This is a genomic window from Streptomyces sp. NPDC058092 (assembly GCF_042884935.1).
Lineage (GTDB): Bacteria > Actinomycetota > Actinomycetes > Streptomycetales > Streptomycetaceae > Streptomyces.
This window is the reverse complement of sequence record NZ_JBHVSY010000031.1, coordinates 72,993-89,533: the sequence shown is the minus strand read 5'-3', so window position 1 is coordinate 89,533 and position 16,541 is coordinate 72,993. Positions and strand designations below refer to the sequence as shown.

The 16,541-nt window shown below is 69.0% G+C and carries 20 protein-coding genes; 19 read left to right on the top strand and 1 reads right to left on the bottom strand.

Annotated elements, in window-relative coordinates:
- The first annotated feature begins 135 nt into the window (after positions 1–135).
- From ACFVV1_RS35545 to ACFVV1_RS35485, 13 genes are all read left to right on the top strand, one after another.
- The gene (locus ACFVV1_RS35545) at positions 136–318 is read left to right on the top strand and encodes a hypothetical protein (RefSeq protein ID WP_389998223.1); all 183 of its coding nucleotides are present in this window, start codon (positions 136–138) and stop codon (positions 316–318) included.
- Between the two features lie 20 nt (positions 319–338).
- Entirely contained in the window at positions 339–923 is a 585-nt protein-coding gene (locus tag ACFVV1_RS35540) for a hypothetical protein (RefSeq protein ID WP_389998220.1), read from the top strand.
- A 31-nt stretch (positions 924–954) separates the two neighbouring features.
- Positions 955–1,302 (top strand): ParB/RepB/Spo0J family partition protein, encoded by a 348-nt coding sequence (locus tag ACFVV1_RS35535; protein ID WP_389998217.1) that lies wholly within the window; start codon positions 955–957, stop codon positions 1,300–1,302.
- Between the two features lie 23 nt (positions 1,303–1,325).
- Positions 1,326–1,457: a hypothetical protein gene (locus ACFVV1_RS35530; protein ID WP_389998214.1), complete on the top strand. Its 132-nt coding sequence runs from the start codon at positions 1,326–1,328 to the stop codon at positions 1,455–1,457.
- Positions 1,454–1,696, top strand: coding sequence for a hypothetical protein (locus ACFVV1_RS35525; protein WP_389998212.1), 243 nt, complete (start codon positions 1,454–1,456; stop codon positions 1,694–1,696). Before ACFVV1_RS35530 ends, ACFVV1_RS35525 begins: the two co-directional genes overlap by 4 nt.
- 45 nt (positions 1,697–1,741) lie before the next feature.
- Entirely contained in the window at positions 1,742–2,929 is a 1,188-nt protein-coding gene (locus tag ACFVV1_RS35520; protein ID WP_389998209.1) for a hypothetical protein, read from the top strand.
- A gap of 34 nt (positions 2,930–2,963) precedes the next feature.
- Positions 2,964–3,200 carry a hypothetical protein gene (locus ACFVV1_RS35515; protein WP_389998207.1) on the top strand — a complete coding sequence of 79 codons (237 nt, stop codon included), beginning with the start codon at positions 2,964–2,966 and terminating at the stop codon, positions 3,198–3,200.
- Positions 3,197–3,706, top strand: a complete 510-nt coding sequence (locus tag ACFVV1_RS35510) for a hypothetical protein (protein ID WP_389998204.1) — start codon at positions 3,197–3,199, stop codon at positions 3,704–3,706. The genes ACFVV1_RS35515 and ACFVV1_RS35510 overlap by 4 nt, the downstream gene beginning before the upstream one ends.
- 2 nt (positions 3,707–3,708) lie before the next feature.
- The gene (locus tag ACFVV1_RS35505; protein ID WP_389998201.1) at positions 3,709–4,338 is read left to right on the top strand and encodes a hypothetical protein; all 630 of its coding nucleotides are present in this window, start codon (positions 3,709–3,711) and stop codon (positions 4,336–4,338) included.
- Positions 4,339–4,465: 127 nt separating this feature from the next.
- Positions 4,466–6,295 carry a hypothetical protein gene (locus tag ACFVV1_RS35500; RefSeq protein ID WP_389998198.1) on the top strand — a complete coding sequence of 610 codons (1,830 nt, stop codon included), beginning with the start codon at positions 4,466–4,468 and terminating at the stop codon, positions 6,293–6,295.
- 5 nt (positions 6,296–6,300) lie between these two features.
- Positions 6,301–6,678, top strand: a complete 378-nt coding sequence (locus ACFVV1_RS35495; RefSeq protein WP_389998195.1) for a hypothetical protein — start codon at positions 6,301–6,303, stop codon at positions 6,676–6,678.
- 53 nt (positions 6,679–6,731) lie between these two features.
- The gene (locus ACFVV1_RS35490) at positions 6,732–8,999 is read left to right on the top strand and encodes a hypothetical protein (protein ID WP_389998192.1); all 2,268 of its coding nucleotides are present in this window, start codon (positions 6,732–6,734) and stop codon (positions 8,997–8,999) included.
- Positions 9,000–9,001: 2 nt separating this feature from the next.
- Positions 9,002–9,199, top strand: coding sequence for a hypothetical protein (locus tag ACFVV1_RS35485; RefSeq protein ID WP_389998189.1), 198 nt, complete (start codon positions 9,002–9,004; stop codon positions 9,197–9,199).
- A 171-nt stretch (positions 9,200–9,370) separates the two neighbouring features.
- Here ACFVV1_RS35485 and ACFVV1_RS35480 read toward each other — a convergent pair whose 3' ends face one another.
- Entirely contained in the window at positions 9,371–10,027 is a 657-nt protein-coding gene (locus ACFVV1_RS35480) for a hypothetical protein (RefSeq protein WP_389998187.1), read from the bottom strand.
- A gap of 112 nt (positions 10,028–10,139) precedes the next feature.
- On the opposite strand from ACFVV1_RS35480, the gene ACFVV1_RS35475 reads away from it, so the two are divergent.
- The 6 genes from ACFVV1_RS35475 (at position 10,140) to ACFVV1_RS35450 (ending at position 16,537) form a co-directional block, all read left to right on the top strand.
- Positions 10,140–10,637: a hypothetical protein gene (locus ACFVV1_RS35475; protein ID WP_389998185.1), complete on the top strand. Its 498-nt coding sequence runs from the start codon at positions 10,140–10,142 to the stop codon at positions 10,635–10,637.
- Positions 10,634–12,166: a terminase large subunit domain-containing protein gene (locus ACFVV1_RS35470; RefSeq protein ID WP_389998182.1), complete on the top strand. Its 1,533-nt coding sequence runs from the start codon at positions 10,634–10,636 to the stop codon at positions 12,164–12,166. Before ACFVV1_RS35475 ends, ACFVV1_RS35470 begins: the two co-directional genes overlap by 4 nt.
- A 72-nt stretch (positions 12,167–12,238) precedes the next feature.
- Complete coding sequence (locus ACFVV1_RS35465) at positions 12,239–14,137, top strand: hypothetical protein (RefSeq protein ID WP_389998179.1); 1,899 nt, start codon at positions 12,239–12,241, stop codon at positions 14,135–14,137.
- 61 nt (positions 14,138–14,198) lie between these two features.
- A complete protein-coding gene (locus ACFVV1_RS35460) occupies positions 14,199–14,933 on the top strand; it encodes a hypothetical protein (protein ID WP_389998177.1) in 735 nt (244 codons plus the stop codon).
- A gap of 113 nt (positions 14,934–15,046) precedes the next feature.
- On the top strand, positions 15,047–15,469 hold the full coding sequence (locus ACFVV1_RS35455; protein ID WP_266753548.1) for a head decoration protein: 423 nt from the start codon (positions 15,047–15,049) through the stop codon (positions 15,467–15,469).
- 15 nt (positions 15,470–15,484) lie between these two features.
- Positions 15,485–16,537, top strand: coding sequence for a major capsid protein (locus tag ACFVV1_RS35450; protein WP_266753547.1), 1,053 nt, complete (start codon positions 15,485–15,487; stop codon positions 16,535–16,537).
- The last annotated feature ends 4 nt before the right edge of the window (positions 16,538–16,541 follow it).

The following is a 16,541-nucleotide window of genomic DNA, read 5'->3' as shown; positions in this document are numbered from 1 at the left end:
ACGTCGGCGACATTGCCGACGAGTACCGCGACATGGTCTGACCATCCCTCGCCGGGGTCCGGTCGCCGAGCCGACAGACGACCGGACCCCACCCCTCCCGCTCACCGCCCGCCGCACGACCCGGAAGGACCCGCAATGGCCGCCACCACCCCCAGCCAGCCTGTCACCGACGACGCCGAAGCCCGCATGCGGGTCTTCCAGATCATCGGCAGCGACATCTACCCCGACGCCCCCGCCGCCTTCACCGGCGACTGGCACGAGGCCCTCAAGACGACCTCCGCCCGCTGGGCCAGCAACGCCACCCCGACCGCCGCCTGACCCGGAAGGACCCGATCACCATGTACGTCGACTTCGACTCCCTTCCCGACACGCGGGTACCTGGGATCAACCCCCTCACCACGGGCCAGCTCATCGCCAGCATCGCCTACCACGAGGCCGCCCACGCAGTCACCGGCATGCACTTCGGCATGAGCCTCGCCCGCACTCGCGTCCACACCGTCGACGTCGACGGACACATGGGTTGGACCGGAACCACCACCTGGAACAGCAGCAACGTCCTTTGCTTCAACCTCGCCATCGAACTTGCGGCAGGCGCAGCCGCAGGAACGCGGTACCTGCGCGACAGCAACCTGCTCACCCTGAGCACCGCCGCAGCTGTATCAGCCCCCCACGACCGGGACATGGCCGTCTCCGCCCTGGCCAAGGTCGGATACCCGCTGGTCCTCGACGGACCCGCCCCGGAGAACGGGGCCACCTGGACCCAGGCAGAGACCGCCGCCGACGACATGGTCGACCGTCTGTGGTCGCAGATCACCGCCGTCGCCGAAGGCCTGATCGCCGACCAGCGTCGCGAACTCACCGGCGACCAGGTCTCCAACCTGATCGGTATCCCCAACCCCGCGCCCTCCCGGACCGCGACCTGACCACCCAGCCCGACCAGACGAAAGGAACACGATGAAGTACCGCGGGAACATGCAGACCACCCTCCTCAACGACCGCCAGATCCACCCCATCGAATTCAGCAAATGGGCCGACGCCCAGCGCCAGTTCAACCGCCGCGACAAAGACCGGAACAAGGTCGAAGAGCTGAAGCAGTCGATCGCGCAGCGCGGACTCAAGGAGCCCATCCTCCTGGGCGTCTCCAGCCGATACCCGGACGTGTACGTCGGCGACGGGCACCACCGGGCCATCGCCCTCATGCAGCTCGGCATCTCCTCGTTCCCGTTCCACTGGTACTGGATCAAGTCGTTCGGCGTCCGCATCGAACACGACCCGTTCCCGTACCACCTCCTGGGCTTGTGACACGGCCCCGGACCCGCCGGCGGATGCGCAGCCACCTCGCCGGCTACGGCTTCGCCGCCCTCACCCTCCTCGCCATCTGCACCAACCAGGCCTGGCCCGCGCTCTTCTGCCTCGCCGCCACCGCACTCACCTGGAAAGGAAACCGAACCCGATGAGCAACCTCAAGAAGTTCCGCGAAGCCCGCCACGCCAGCCGACGTCACACCCGCCTCATGCGCGCCGCCGACCACCTGATCTACGGCCGGACCGATGCCGAGCTGGACGCCGCCGACCTCATTGCCCTCGTCTTCGGTCGCCATCAGCTCCGCATCACCGAAACCGAAGCCGTCAACTACCTCAACGCCGGCCTCGTCCGCCGCAGCCGCACCCGCCGCCTGGCCGTCCCGAACGCCTGACCACCACCTACGACACCTGAAAGGACCCGGCCCATGCTTTCCCAAGTGCAGAACGCAGTCGAGCAAGTGCCCGTACAGGCATGGGCTGCCCTGCTCGCCATCGTCATCCTCCCCTTCGCCTACCGCATCGTCGCCCCGAACATCCGGGCACGCGCCGGCCGTCGCAAACCCCGCGACGCCAAGAAGCGCCGCAGCCTCATCGGCTTCCTCGGCATGGGCCTCGTCGTCATCGCCGGCCTCGCCCTGTCCACCAACACCTCCGCCCGCTTCGCCCAGAAGCGCCTCCACATGGAGTCGCCGTGGCACATGACGGTCGGCCTCGTCCTCGAGGCCATCGTCCTCGGCCTGTCCGTCTATGCATGGGCGTTCAACGACAAGGGCGCCACCCGCACCGCCTACGTCCTTGTCCTCGCCCAGGCAGTCGGCGCCATCGAAGTCGTCCGCCAGGAGAACGAGGACCTCGGGACCGCCCTCGTCCGCATCGTCGGCCCGGTCATGCTCGCCTACGGCCTCCACAAGCTCCTCGGCCTGGAAGCGAAACTCGGCAAGGTCGAGATCAAGTCCGACGGGCTCCTCGCCCGCGCCTGGCGCGACCGCCTCAAGCGCCTCGAATCCAAGCTCGGCATCGGCTCCCGCGGTGCGGACGCCGAGTCCATCAGCCGCCGCAACGCCCAGGACCGGCTCGTCACCCTCGTCACTCTCGGCAAGCCCCTGATCATGGGGAAGCGACGCTACGAGAAGTCCCTCATGCGGGCAGGGGACGCGTCCTTCCACGGCCTCGGGGACACCCTCGACGAGCTCGGTGTCGAGATGCGGATCACGACCCGCATCGACCGGATGCGCGCCTTCAAGAACCTCCCCGACCGGGCCGAGGAGTACAACCTCCGCTCCCTGCGCCCCTCCACGGCACCCCAGGGCGCACCGGAAGCGGCACCCGACGACATAAGCGCTCTGACCAGCGAGGGCGCAGCAGGGCGCACCTCAGGGCGTGGTGAAGGCGCGACCGAGTCGAACCCGGGCGAGGCGCAGGCGAACAAGGGGCATGTGGGGGGCGACACGGACCGCCGCACGCTCGCGTTCGACCTCTACTTCGACCTCCGCACGGGCGGCCAGACGCCCTCGCAGAACGCCTTCGAGAAGGCATGGAGGGAAAAGGGATACGGCCTGAAGACCGACGACATCCGCGCCCTCTACAAGGACGTCCACACCAAGGTCACCGGCAACAACCCGTAGCCACCAGCCACCCCGAATTCGAAGGAGCCTCGCCATGACCCAGTGGAACGCCGAGACCGCCGAAGCCGCCCTCAACCTCATCGAAGCTGCCCGGCAGCGCATCGAGGCCGCACTCAAGGTCGCCCACCCCACCGACAGCCTCAGCCGCCACAAGGCCGCCAAGACCGCCCCCGTCCGCCTGGCGATCAGCCTCGACACCACCGAACTCGACCAGCTCGGGGCCGAGCTCCACACCTTCAACGCCCAGGTCAACGGGGGTGAGCAGGCATGAACACGAACCTCACAGACATCCGCCGCACAGCTCATTCCGCGTTCACGAGCCCCGACATCCGCCCCAGCGGGCTTCCCGGGCTCCGCACCCCTCCCGTCGAACTCGGGCCGCCGGATACACCGCCCTGGTCCCACCGGCTGTTGCCGCCGGCCGTGCGGCGGTTACTGGCCGACCTCGGCTGGTGGCAGGACCCGACACCTCAACCCCCATCCGTCCACCTCGAACAGACCCTCGCCATGCTCCGCAAGTACGGGTGGTGCCAGTCCCTCGACACCACCCCCACCGGCCGGCTCTGCATCCGCGGCGCCCAGAACGTCCTCGAGAAGACCGGCCGCACCACCCCGGCCGGGCGGGAACGGGCCGTCCACTACATGCAGGAAGCCCTCGCTCAGGCCGGAATCACCATGCAGTTCTTCGCCTGGAACGACCTCCCTGACCAGCAGTTTTCCGCCGTGGAAGCCCTCCTGACGGGGGCCGCCCGCCTTGCCCGAGAGAACGGAGAGTAAAGATGCCCGCCCCCGCCGACGACGAGTTCAGCCAGATCATCAAGGGATTCACGATGAACGCCCCCGAGCACCTCGACACCAACCCCTACGGCGCCCCCACTGCCCCCACCGGCCCCGTCCAGGGGCAGAAGGCCGGCCTGACGAAGCGCGGGAAGGCCGCCCTCGGTATCGGCGCAGCCGTCATCGCAGGTGGCAGCCTCATCGGCTACCAGGTCCACACCGCGAACGTCGCCGCCGCCGAAGCGAAGGCGCAGGAACTCCAGCTGAAGGTGAAGGCCCTCGAACTGGCAGAACTCCGGGAGAGGAACCGTGCCGCGGAGACCGGTCGGACCGTCGAAGCAAGCCAGGCGAAAGCCCGTCAGGCGTCCGTCGACACCTGCGTGAAGAGCAAGACCGACCAGGTCGGCAAGAGCTACGGATCACCGTCCTACCGGGACATCGTCGACGACTGCCAGGCCCAGTACCCGGGCTCGGAGAAGAGCGACGACATGCAGGCCGCGGCGTCCACGAAGACCACGTCCGACAGCAGCGGCGGCGGCATCAACAACGGTGCACTGCTCGGCGTTCTCGCCCTCGGCGCAGTCGCCGTTCTCGGGGCCAGGAAGGGCACCCGGAACGCCGCCACCCAGTAGTTCCTCCTCACTTCCTCATCACCCCCGGAAAAGCTCCCACAGGCGCCCCTGAGCCCGCCTCAGGGCTCCGAACAGGGCTTTTCCGGGGTGGATGAAGAGGTGATGAACAAGTCGACCAAGGAGAATCGTGTCCGCCAGCACCGTCCCCGCAGCCGTTCCGGAGCCGAACAACAACCCCGGCACCACTACCGGAACGACCCCTCAGAACACCCCCAGCCCGGGCCTGTTCGCGTCGATGGTCGCCCCTGTCGAGCCTGCCCGCCCCACCTTCGACCTCACCCCCGCAACCGTCGGGCAGGCCGACACGGGGGGCGGCACGGGCCTGCCCACGGAGGGGGTTTCCAGCGCCTCGTTCAACAACGAAAACAGCACTCCCAAGGGCGCCAGCAGCGACGCCAAGGACACCGGCTCGAGCAAGCAGCAGACCGGCATCTGGCGTGCCTGGCTCGTTGCCGGTGCCACCCGCTGGGGGAGGGGTGGCGGGACGGCGAACAAGCGCCTCGACATGCGCAAGGCGCGTGCCCAGGCGCAGCAGGTAAAGGAGACCCGTACGGTCACCGTCAACCGCAGCCCCGCCGGGGGCGCCGGCGGCCGGGGCTCCGACGCTTCTGGCCCCGCAGGCGGCAAGGGCCTGAGCAGTAAGGGCAGGGCGGACGGTGCCACGAAGGGCACACAGAAGAACACCGGCCCCGGCGCGAAGGACAACTCACGTCAGGGCCCGGCCGGGCGCTCCGGCAACACCGGCCCTGGCCCGTCCGGTCGCGGGAACGCAGGAGGCGGGGGAGGTGCCGCGGGTACGAAGAACGGTCCCATCCCGAAGCAGCCGAAGCCCGCGAAGCCCGACACCACCGCACCGAAGCAGCCGAAGAGCAGCAACGGCACCGACGTGAAGAACGGCAAGTCCACAAGCTCCACGGGCGGGAAGGGCGGGGCGAAAGGATCTGCCGGTACGGCGGGCAAGGCGGGCAAGGACGGGGCATCCCCGAAGCCGTCCGCGGCCACGAAGGACCCCGCAAAGGCCGCCGCGAAGGAGGCCAAGGACTCCCCGGCCCCCAAGGACCGCAAGAAGTTGTCGCTGATCAAGGACACCAAGACGGCCAAGACCAACGACAAGACGTCCTCCGGCACGGACACGGGCGCGGGCGAGAAGCCGGGCACCAGCAAGGACAAGCCCGCCGACAAGCCCGCAACCGACGAGAAGGCCACGCCCGACGGCAAGAAGAAGATCGACACCCCGGCCGGCGAGAAGACCACCACGACCGACGGGAAGCCGTTCACCACCAAGCCGTCCCGCGAAACCGGCTACCGCGACGGCACCCGCGCCGCCCGCGCCACCGCACACGCCAAGGCCTACCGCGACGGCGTCAAAGACGGCTGGGCCGACACCATCGAGGCCGCCGACCGCGAGAAGACACGCCTCGACCAGGCCCACCAGGACCGCAAGAACGCCCGTCAGGAGACCCCGGTGACCACTGCCACCAGCGCCGACCACCAGAACACCGACCCCACCCCCATCGAAGTCCAGAGCGTCTCAAAGACCCATGTGCTCCTCGGTGACGGCTCCAGCCGGGCATCCATGACCCGTGGCGAAGTCCGGTCTCTCAAGGGATTCGAACGGCGCCTCGAAGAGCGCGCCACCACCCTCGCCAACAGGGCCGAGCAGACCCGCGGTTTGAAGGCGCACGCCGAGGAGCAGGCCATGCAGGCAACCCGGCTCCTGGACGCCGCCCGCAGCGCCGAAGCAGGCGACAAGTACATCGGCACCCTCACCAGGCTGCAGGAAGCCGCCAAGGGTCAAGCCGTCAAAGCCGACGAGATCCACAAGCAGTCGATGCGCGGCGCGGAACACTGCCGCACCACTCTCGCCAACGTCCAGACCCGGTACGGGGGCATCTACCAGGCCGTCGTCGACTCGCCCGAAACCAGCCCCGCCGAACTCGACTTCTACCAGGGATGACCACCATGGCCCAGATCAAGAACAAGCAGCTTCAGCAGGCCATCACCGCCCTCGGCAAGAGCGTCACCCGGGACGCCGAGGCGATTCGCAATGCCGCCCTCGCGATCCGTGAGGACGCCCAGGACACCGGCCGTGTCGCCGAGCAGATCGCCGGCCTCGGCGTCGATCCGGAATCAGTCGGAGAGACCCGCGACCTGGCCAAGGCCATGGAGGCTGTCGGGCAGGCATCCGACGCCTACTCCTCTGCGTCCGACAACACCGCCCGCATGGCGCAGGCCGCCGTTGCCCAGGCCCGCGCCTCCCACGACGGCATCCACGAAGCGGTCAGCCGGTCCCCCGTCGATGTGTCCGGCCTCAACCGCAGTTGGATCACTCCCGAATAGCCCTCCCGCCCCCCGCCCGCACAGCCGCCCACCACGCCGCCCAGGAGACCACCATGAACACCACCCCCGCCACGACCCGCCCCCGCTCAGCATCCACCGAGCGCGGTATCGCCCTCGCCACCACAGCCGCCCCCCTCGCCACCGGACTCCTCGCCCCCCTCCTCGACGGAGGCGCAGCGTTCGCTGTCACCCTCGCATTCGGAGGCACCGCAAGCCTCATGGCAGCGAACTACATGAACCGCCTGCCACCCGGCCTCACACAGCACCTGCCGGCCGCCGACATTCTCGAAGCCCACCGCACACCGCTGTTCATCAGCACCGTCACCGCCGGGACCGCCCTCGCCATGGGAACCCTTCTGGGCTCCGACGGCTCCGACGCCCTCATGGCCGGCATCCTCGACCCCCTGTCCGTCCCCGGCATCGTGTCCCTCGGCTGGTGGGCCGCCGTCGCCCTTGTCCCCCTCAAGCTCCGCAACGTCCTGCGCCACCCCCGCAAAGCCGCCCCCCACAGCCAGGCAGGCCCGGCCGCGTCCCTGCCCGCCCCCGCCGGATCCGTCGAAGAAGCCATCGTCCGGCACTGGTACAAGCACATCTCCCACCTCAAGACCGGTACCCACCGCGGCCAGGAACTCACCCTCGCCACCCTCACCCCGACCCGCTTCGCCGGCATCATCACCGCGCCCACCGGCGCATCCGTCACCGTCACCCCGAACACCGTCTCCTCCGTCTACCAGATCGACGCCGCCCAAATCACCATCACGCCCGGCGCACATGCCGGGCAGAGCCTCATCACCGTCAACCTCGTCACCCCCGCCGAACTCGACCCCACCACCCTCGTCGGAGCATGGAAGAAGTGGGTGTCCAAAACGAACGGGATCATGGCGGGCACCTACCTCGAGGGCGCACAGGACGACCCCAACACCGGAGGGCAGGTCGCCTACGTCGTCGCCGGAGAAACCCTCGACCGGCTCCCCACCCCCGACCGTGCCAGCCTCGCTGGCGCCCTCCGCACGAACACGCTCCTCTGCTCGTACAGCCCCACCCCCGGCAACCCCCGCCGTGGCGAAATCCGCCTCATGAAGCACAACCCGCTCCAGGACGGTGTCTCCTTCCCCGGCACCGACGTCCTCAAAATCAGCGAAGGCGGGTATGCCCAGATCGGCCGCCACGTCTCCGGATTCCCCGCCCGCATCCAGCTCACCGACCCCAAGCTCGGCGCCCGCCACGTCTTCATCGCCGGCGTCACCGGATCCGGGAAGGGCGGCCTCGTCCAGATCATCGCCCTCGCCGACCACGTCAACGGGCACGCCATCATCTACATCGACCCGAAGGGCTCCTCGAACCCGGACGTCGAAACGATGGCCGCATACTCCGGCCTAGGCGAAGAAGGCTCCATCCAGGGCCTGCGCGTCGCCTACGGCCTCCTGCGGTGGCGTATCGCCGAGTCCGCCCGCCTCAAGATGAAAAACTTCGTCGCGACACCCGAACGCCCCTGGGTTCGCGTCATCCTTGACGAAGCCCACGTTCCCCTGTCCGAACTGGAGGACCACAAGAAGGAAGCCCTGATCATCCTCGAAGCTCTCGCAGCGAAGGCCCGCTCCCTCGGCATCATCCTGTGCGTCGTCAACCAGGCCGTGAACGCCGAAAAACTCGGCGGATCCACCACCTTGCGTACCAACGTCATCCAGGGCGGATCCCTCGTCATGCTCCGCACCGACTCCGGCCAGCAGCACCTCGCCACCACCGGATTCGAAGGTGTCGACCCCGGCCAGATTCCCGCCGCATGGGACGTCGAACGGCCCCTCATCTACGACGAGACCGTCGCCCTCAAGGACCCCCGCACCACGTTCGGTCTCGGCTACACCCTCGGCCCCGGCGGCGCAGCCGAGATGATGCGCACGTTCGACCTCGAGTCCGCCGCCCCCCACATCGACGAGACGGCCGTCGCATACCCCGCGGACTGGCCCGACTGGCACAACCGCGACGAGATCGCCAACACCCCGATCCATGGCGACGACGAAGGCGGCAGCAGCGGAAGCGCCACCGCACTCTTCACCGACATCGCCGCCCCGAAGAAGCCGGCCAGCACCGACGAGAAAGTCCTCCGCGCCTTCGAAGAGTCCGCCGACCCCATCGGCGAAGAGATCCTCTACGTCCACAAGGACCAGATCGCCGCCGCCACCGGCACATCAGACGGCACCCTCAGCAACGCCCTGACCCGACTCTGCAAGGCCGGGAAAGTCCACCGTCAGATGGTCGAAGGCAAGGAAGTCCGCGGGTACTACGGCATCGGCCCCGCCCCGTCCACGGAGAACGACTGACCGTGACCCGCCCCACCCTGGTCGCCGCCCGCCTTCCCGGCGGGCGGCTCCTCATCGCCAGCCTCGACCCGAACGTCCCCGAACACCACAGCCCCCTACGCCAAGCTCTCCGCACCGCCCCACACCTCCAGGCCGACGACCCGAGGGGGAACCGGGGGAGGAGCAGCCCGGACAAACCCCCACCCATGCGCCACGATTGACTTGTACGGCCGGCCAGGGAGCCCCGGTGTCCCCGCGCCCACTCCCCGGCCAGGCCGTGCCACACACCACCCCCACGAGCCCCACCCGCGGCAACCCCCGCCGCACAGGGCTCAACCCGGCCCCGCCAGCCAACCCCCGAGCCGGCGGGGCCGAGCCATGTCCGGGACCGTCTACTTCACCGGCTTCCAGACTCCGCAGTCCCGCGTCGTGAACTGACCATCCGTCGCCCGGATCGTCACCGTGATCTCCTGCGCCGACGAGGAGAACGAGTTGTCCAGGATCTTCCCGGCCTTGGACGTCCGTTCCCAGTAGCAGTCCTCGAGGGCCCCCGTCGTCCGGTACGTGCCCGGCGCGATCGCGTCGTCGTCCGTCCCCGGATCCGCCTTCACCTTGTACGTACCACCCGAATACGACCGGTCCGCCTCGCCACCCAGCGCCTTCGCCACCGTCTTCGACCAGTCCGGGCACAGCTTCGGAACCCCCACCCTCAGCACCGCCGCATGGTCCGCGTCCGGCTTCTGCATCATCAGCCACTCGGCAGGATCACTGTCCACGCCCTTCCGCTCTGGGAGCGACGCGCAGATGTCCGCCACATACGCCGACGCGGACTCGTCCGGCATCCAGCCCTTCTCGTCTGCCAGCTGGTCGATCTCGTCCTCCGGAGTTGCCGGCTCCTCAACGGTCGGCTCCGCCGCAGGCGCACTCGACTTCACCGACGGGCTGGCGGCCGGTTTCGCGTCATCACCGCCATCCCCACCGCACCCCGACAACACGACCGCCGCAGCGATACCCGCCACAGCAGCCCCCACCCCACGCATATGCCTCATGCCGCGCAGGATGCCACCCAGACCGGGCAGGGGGAAGGAAAACCCCCACATCAGGGATCATCAGTAACAGGCGCGGGGCCTGACAACCACACAAGCGGGAGCCCCGACCGCCATGCCAGCATCGAAGACCAAGCAGGCCCTGACCGCCGAACGCCGCAAGGAGATGTTCCGCCGCCGCGCCGCGGGCGAGTCCATGGAAGACATCGCCGCATCCTTCGGCATGAGCCGCAGCACCCTCTCCAAGGACTTCACCCGCGCCTACCGGGCGTACATCGAAGAAGAGAAGGCGGAGGCCGAGGTCTGGCGAAAGTTCCAGACCGACCGCTACGAGCGGCTCCTTGCCGCGGTCTGGCCCGACGCCCTGGACGGAGACGTCCGCGCGAACGAGCAAGCCCGCAAGCTCGTTGCCGACCTCAGCGACCTCAACGGCTGGAAGGCCCCGGTCCGTGCAGAAGTCACCGGTGCGGACGGCGGACCTCTGTCCCTCACCACCGCCAGCCCCGACGACCTGGCCGCGCTCATCGCCGCGACCAGCCGCCTCGACGAAGACCAGCCCGACAACTCCAAGACGTCGACACCCGACGAAGAGGACGAGGGCGACCAGGGGTGACCACCAGGTTCGAGGATGAGGTCACCCACTACCGAACTCTCCCGTCCGCCCAGCGCATGCAGATGGCCGGCCTTGCCGATGTCGAGCTCCGCAAGGTTCTGTTCTGGGCGGAGAAGCAGATGGCCTTGGAGCGCTCGCCCGGCTCCATGGCATCCGTTCTCACCGGCGGCCGGGAGTGGCAGGCCCGGCACCTCGACCTCATCGATAAGGCGTTCATTCGCATTGCGAACGGTGAGCGGATGCGTGTCCTGCTGAACATGCCGCCACGTCACGGGAAGAGCGCTCGAGCCGCCCGCTGGGCGCCCCTGTGGTACCTGGCCCGGCACCCGGACCACCGGGTGATGATCGCCTCCTATGCGGCGAAGCTTGCCGAAGGGCACGGCAGGTGGATCCGTGACGGCATCAAGGAGCACGGACCGCAGATCGGCATTGAGCTGCGCTACGGGTCTATGGCCGCCAACCGGTTCGACCTGGCAGGCACCCCCGGCGGCCTCGTCACTGCAGGCGTCGGAGGCTCACTGACTGGAATGGGGGCAAACGTCGCAATTGTCGACGACCCTCTGAAAGACGCCAAAGAGGCCGACAGCCCCGTCAAGCTCGCCAACCTCTGGGACTGGTGGCAGCAAGTCATCAACACCCGCATGGAACCCAACGGCTCGATCGTGGTGATCCAGACAAGATGGAGTGAGAACGACCTCGCCGGCCGGATCCTTCAGCAGGGCGCCGAAGGGTGGACCGTCCTCGACCTGCCCGCCCTTGCCCTCAGCGACGACGACCCCCTCGGCCGGAAAGTCGGCGACCCCCTCTGGCCCGAGAGGTTCCGCCGCAAGCACCTCAACCGGTTCAAGAAGGACGTCGGAGAACGCGGCTGGTGGGCCCTCTACCAGCAGCAGCCCCGCCCCCTCGAAGGCGGCGTGTGGAAGTGGCCATGGATCACCGAGAACCGGATCAGCCCGCAGGCACTCCGCGGCATCGACCTCACCCGCACCATCGTCTCCATCGACACCGCCGGCGGCCGCGAGGACAGTGACGAAGTCGGCATCATCGGCGCCGGGCGGGACGCAGCGGGCGAAATGTACCTGCTCGCCGACCGGTCCGCGAAGATGGGCGCCGCGGAATGGGGCCGCGCCGCCTGCCTCCTGGCCATCGACCTTGAAGCCGACGCGTTCGTCGTCGAGTCGAACTTCGGCGGAGACATGGCCGCCCAAATCATCCGCCAGGCATGGGCCGAGCTCGAACGCGAAGGCCTCACCAAGGGCCTGCTGATGTCCCGCATCATCGAGGTCACCGCCAAGGTCGGCAAACGGCTACGGGCCGAACCAATCGCCCAGCTCTACGAGAACGGGCACGTCCACCACGTCGGCGAGTTCCCCGGTCTTGAAGTCCAGTACATCTCCTGGCTCCCCGGCATGGACTCACCCGACCGGCTCGACGCCGCCGTCCACGGGCTCACAGAGCTCGCCAACCTTGCCACGGCCGGAACGGGCAGCGCCCCGTACGCAGACCAGCGCCTGGCCGGGCGCCGGTAACCGGGGGCAGCACTCAGGCCCCGCGACCGTACGCTGAGATCATGGCGCGGGGCCTGGTACAGAGGAGTTCTGGTGGGTCTCAGGCAGATCGCCATCCACGCGTGGAGCTGGCTGAACTACAAGCCGGTGTACTCCGACTCGATGGGCATGCCCAACCGTCGGGCGTTCCCTGAGGCCCAGGCCATGTGGGTGCCGGCCGAGGACGAACGGCGTCTCGCCGCGTACAAGCTGCTGTCCGCGTACGACCACAACCAGGCCGCCGAGATCGCCGAGGTTGTCGACGGTCCGCGGGCCCGCGACCGGCGCGAGTTCGGCGACCCGTCGATGTTCATCGACACCCTCGTGGCGAACGTCCTGGGCCGCGAACAGAAGATCGTCGTCCCCGGTGCGGAGAAGACCGGCACCACCGACGGCGGGGCAGTGTCCGCCGCCGCGGCGGAACACGTCCAGGAGCTCCTGCGGGACTGGGCCAAGGCCGAGCTCCTGCCGATGCGGCTCCAGCAGTGCGAGCGGAAGACCGTTGCCCTCGGGGACGGCGTGTACCGCATGGCGTGGGATCCGGCGAAGAAGCGCCCCACATTGCGCGTCACCGACCCGGGGTTCTACTTCCCTGTCATCGGTGAGGACGATGACGGCGGGGAGTACCCGCGGCGCGTCCACTTTGCATGGGAACTCCCCGAGGACCCGAAGCGCGGGCTCAAGGCCAGGCTGCGTCGCATCACGTACGAGCTGGACTGGATCCGCCCCCTCACCGTCGCCGGAGTCGATGAGACCGGAACCCGGGCGGTCCGCGCCCTGCCGCCCACCCCTGACTCCGACCCGGACGCCAGCGACGTCACGGACCCTGCCGGCCCGGTACTCACCCCCGGCGACGTCGTCGAGCCCGAATCCGGGGCCATTGCCCGCCAGTACGCGTGGAACGACGAACCCTCCTACTTCACCTGCTACCTCACCGACGCCACGTGGATCATCGGCGACCTCAAGGGCAACGTGGACGTCGACTCCCTCCCCGCCGCCGGCGCCACGTACGCGACCCGGTCCGACGGTGAAGTCCTCGACCACCTCGACCTTCTCATCGACTTCATCCCGGTCGTCCACGTCCCCAACACCGTCCCGCCCGCCGAGGAGCACTGGGGGCAGTCCAGCCTGGCGAAGGCGCTGCAGGTGTTCGACGAGCTCGCCGGCTCCGACACGGACTCCGCGCGCGCCTCGGCAACGACCGGCCTGCCGATGCTCGCCGTGTCCGGCGTCACCGACGGCCGGCAGGAACTCGCAGCGAGCCCCGGCATGGTCTTCAAGCTCGGGGAGTCCGGGCGCCTCACCGCAGTGGACACGTCCGCGGCCCTGGCCGAACTCCGCAACCACGTCGGTGACCTGAAAGACCGGGCGTCCAACATTGTGCGGCTGCCCGCCGTATCCCTCGGCACGCTCAGCCCGTCCGAAGTGCCGTCCGGGTTCGCGATGCAGGTGTCGCTCGGTCCCCTCGACTCCCTCATCGGGTCCATGCGTCTGGCCCGCGAGCACAAGGAACGGCTCCTCCTCAAATTCGTGCAGCGCCTCTACCTGGCCGGGCAACACCCCGACTGGGCTGGTGTCACCCCGCAGGAAGCCGAACTCGTCCGCGGCCCCTACACCCCCACCGACAAGGCAGCCATCCTCGACCAGGTCGCGTCCGGGGTCCCCAACGGTGTCATCAGTCTCGAGACCGGTGTCCGCATGCTCGCCGACGCCGGATTCCCGATCGACGACATCGAGAAGGAAATCGAGCAGATCCAGTCCCGCGCCTTCGAGCAGGCCCGCCACCTGGCCGACGCCCTCGGCAACCCCGACGAAGTCGCCGCCTACCTCGGTCGCGAAGCCCCCGACGAGCCCGTCGCGCCCGCCGTGCAGCTGCCCGCCGTACCCGCCGACGACCCGGCCGCCAACCCGGCAGACACGGGCACCGGGGGAGCAGGGGGAACGAATGAGTGATCCCATGCTTTCCTTGGATCAAGGCGCGGGGCCTGGAACAAGTTCGGGAGGACTTGCGCTTATGCGTCGCCCCACGCAGCACCACCGCATCCCCGCCACCCAGTCGGCGTGGCTGCACCCGTACACCGGTGCCACCGGGCTCGGCGTCTTCTACAACGACGGCGGCGACCAGCCCCCCGCCGGTGGCGACCCGAACCCGGCAGACCCGCCGAAGCCCGGCCCGCCCGCGCAGCGCACCTTCACCCAGGGCGAAGTCGAAGCGCTCGCCGCGAAGGAGAAGGCCCAGGGCAAGCGGTCCGCCGCGAAGGAGTTCGCGGAGAAGCACGGCTTCACCACCATCGAGGACGCCGAAACGTTCATCGCCGCCGCCCGCCAGTCCCAGGAAGCGGCCCTGACCGAGCAGGAGAAGCGCGAACGGGAACTCGCCGACCGCGAAGCCCGCGCCGACGCCCGCGAGAAGGCCGCCGCGGACCGTGAGCGCGTCGCGAACCGGCGCGCCGTCCTCGTAGGTCTCGGCTCCACCGGTGAGGACCTCGAGGACGCCGCAGCGCTCCTGCGTGTGGCCGACGACGCGGACGACGCAACCATCACCGCCGCAGCCGAAGCGCTCAAGGGACGCCGCCCCGAACTCTTCGGCGTCGCCCGCCCTGCCGTCGACCCTGCCGCACCGCAGCTCCCCCCGGCCCCCGGCGGCGCACCCGCCGGCGGACCCCCGGCACGCCAGACCCCCACCGGCAAGCCCGGAGACCGCGGCCGCGAAATGGCCCGACTCCGAGGTCACAAGCCCGCCGCCTAACCGCACAGACTTCCCGGCCCACTGGCCGGGGTTGGGACCACGCCCTCTCCTCGTGGACGCACACCCCACGGGGTGCAGCTGTCACCGCACGCCGCTTGCATGAGGAGAAGGCAGTGAACGACTTCCAGCCCTACTCCTACACGGACACCGTCACCGCCGACCGGCCGTGGCTCGCGTCCCTGGTAGGAGTCCAGGACACCAACACCATCACCCTCGACCTGAGCAAGTTCACCAAGGACACCCACTACGTGGTGTCCGCGAACCCCGCTCTCCAGGGCCGCAACGTCATGAAGTCGGGCATCCCGCTCGGCAAGGTGACCGCGTCCGGCCTGTACGCCCCCTACAAGTCGAGCGCCTCCGACGGCACCGAGACCCTCGCCGGGTTCCTCGTCTCGCAGATCAGCTTCAACCCGACGTCCACCAAGGCCGCCGGCGCGCTGCTCTGGCACGGCGAGATCTTCCCCGCCAAGACCCCGGTCCCGTTCAACCCGACCGGCGTCACCGCCGCGCCGGGCGTCAACTTCCACTACCGGTAACAGGAGGAGCAGACGATGGAAGCCCTTGAGCTCCTTCTGCGTGACACCAACGACACCGACCTCACGGTGTTCGCCCGCGAGATGGACACCCCCGCGAAGTACCGCCTCACCCGGGAGATCCTGCCCGAACGGCGCATCCAGGGAGTCCGCTTCCGCACCACCAGCGCCAAGCGCAGGGTGAACGCGGCGAAGTTCCGCGCCTACGACGCGCCGACCGCGCTTGCCAAGCGGCAGGCGGAGCGAGTCGTCAACGAGGGCATGCTGCCCGCCCTCGGCCAGACCCTGCCCGTCTCCGAGATGGACCAGATCCTCCTGGACGTCGGCCGCGGCGCCGACACCCAGGCCTACATCGACCTGCTCTATGGCGACGTCGAACGGCACGTGGAGTCCGTCAAGACCGCGCAGGAACTCGCCGTCGGCCAACTCCTGGCCAACGGCACCGTCAACCTGCCCGGCATCGGCCTCGACGTCAACTGGAACGTCCCGGCCGCGAACAAGCCGACCGCCGCAATCCTGTGGGACGACCCGGACGCCACCCCGCTGTCCGACGAACGCGCCTGGATCGACTTCCTCGTCGACGGTGGTGCCCCGGCGCCGAAGGAGGTCGTCACCTCCCGCAGGGCCGCTCGCCTGCTGGCCTCGAACGCCGAGTACCGGGGTGCTTTCTACGGCTCCTACTCCACCGCCACCACCCCCACGGCGACGCTCGCCCCGAACGAGGTCAACGCGGTCCGCGCCCGCTACGGTCTCCCGCCGATCGTCGAATACGACGTGCAGGTGTGGAACGACGACACCTACCAGCGGGTCCTGCCCGACAACAAGTGGATCCTCATCCCGGACGTCCCGGCGTCGGAGTGGGCGGAGACCCAGTACGGCGTCACCCGCGAGGCCGCCAAGTTCACCTCCGGCACCAACCCGGCCCTCACTCGCGAAGAGGCCCCCGGAATCGTCGTCGTCACCAAGGTGGAGGACGACCCGGTGCAGATCTACACCCGCGGTGCCGCGATCGGCATGCCCGTCCTCTACGTGCCGGACATCCACATCTCCGCGACCGTTCTCGGGGCGTGACCGT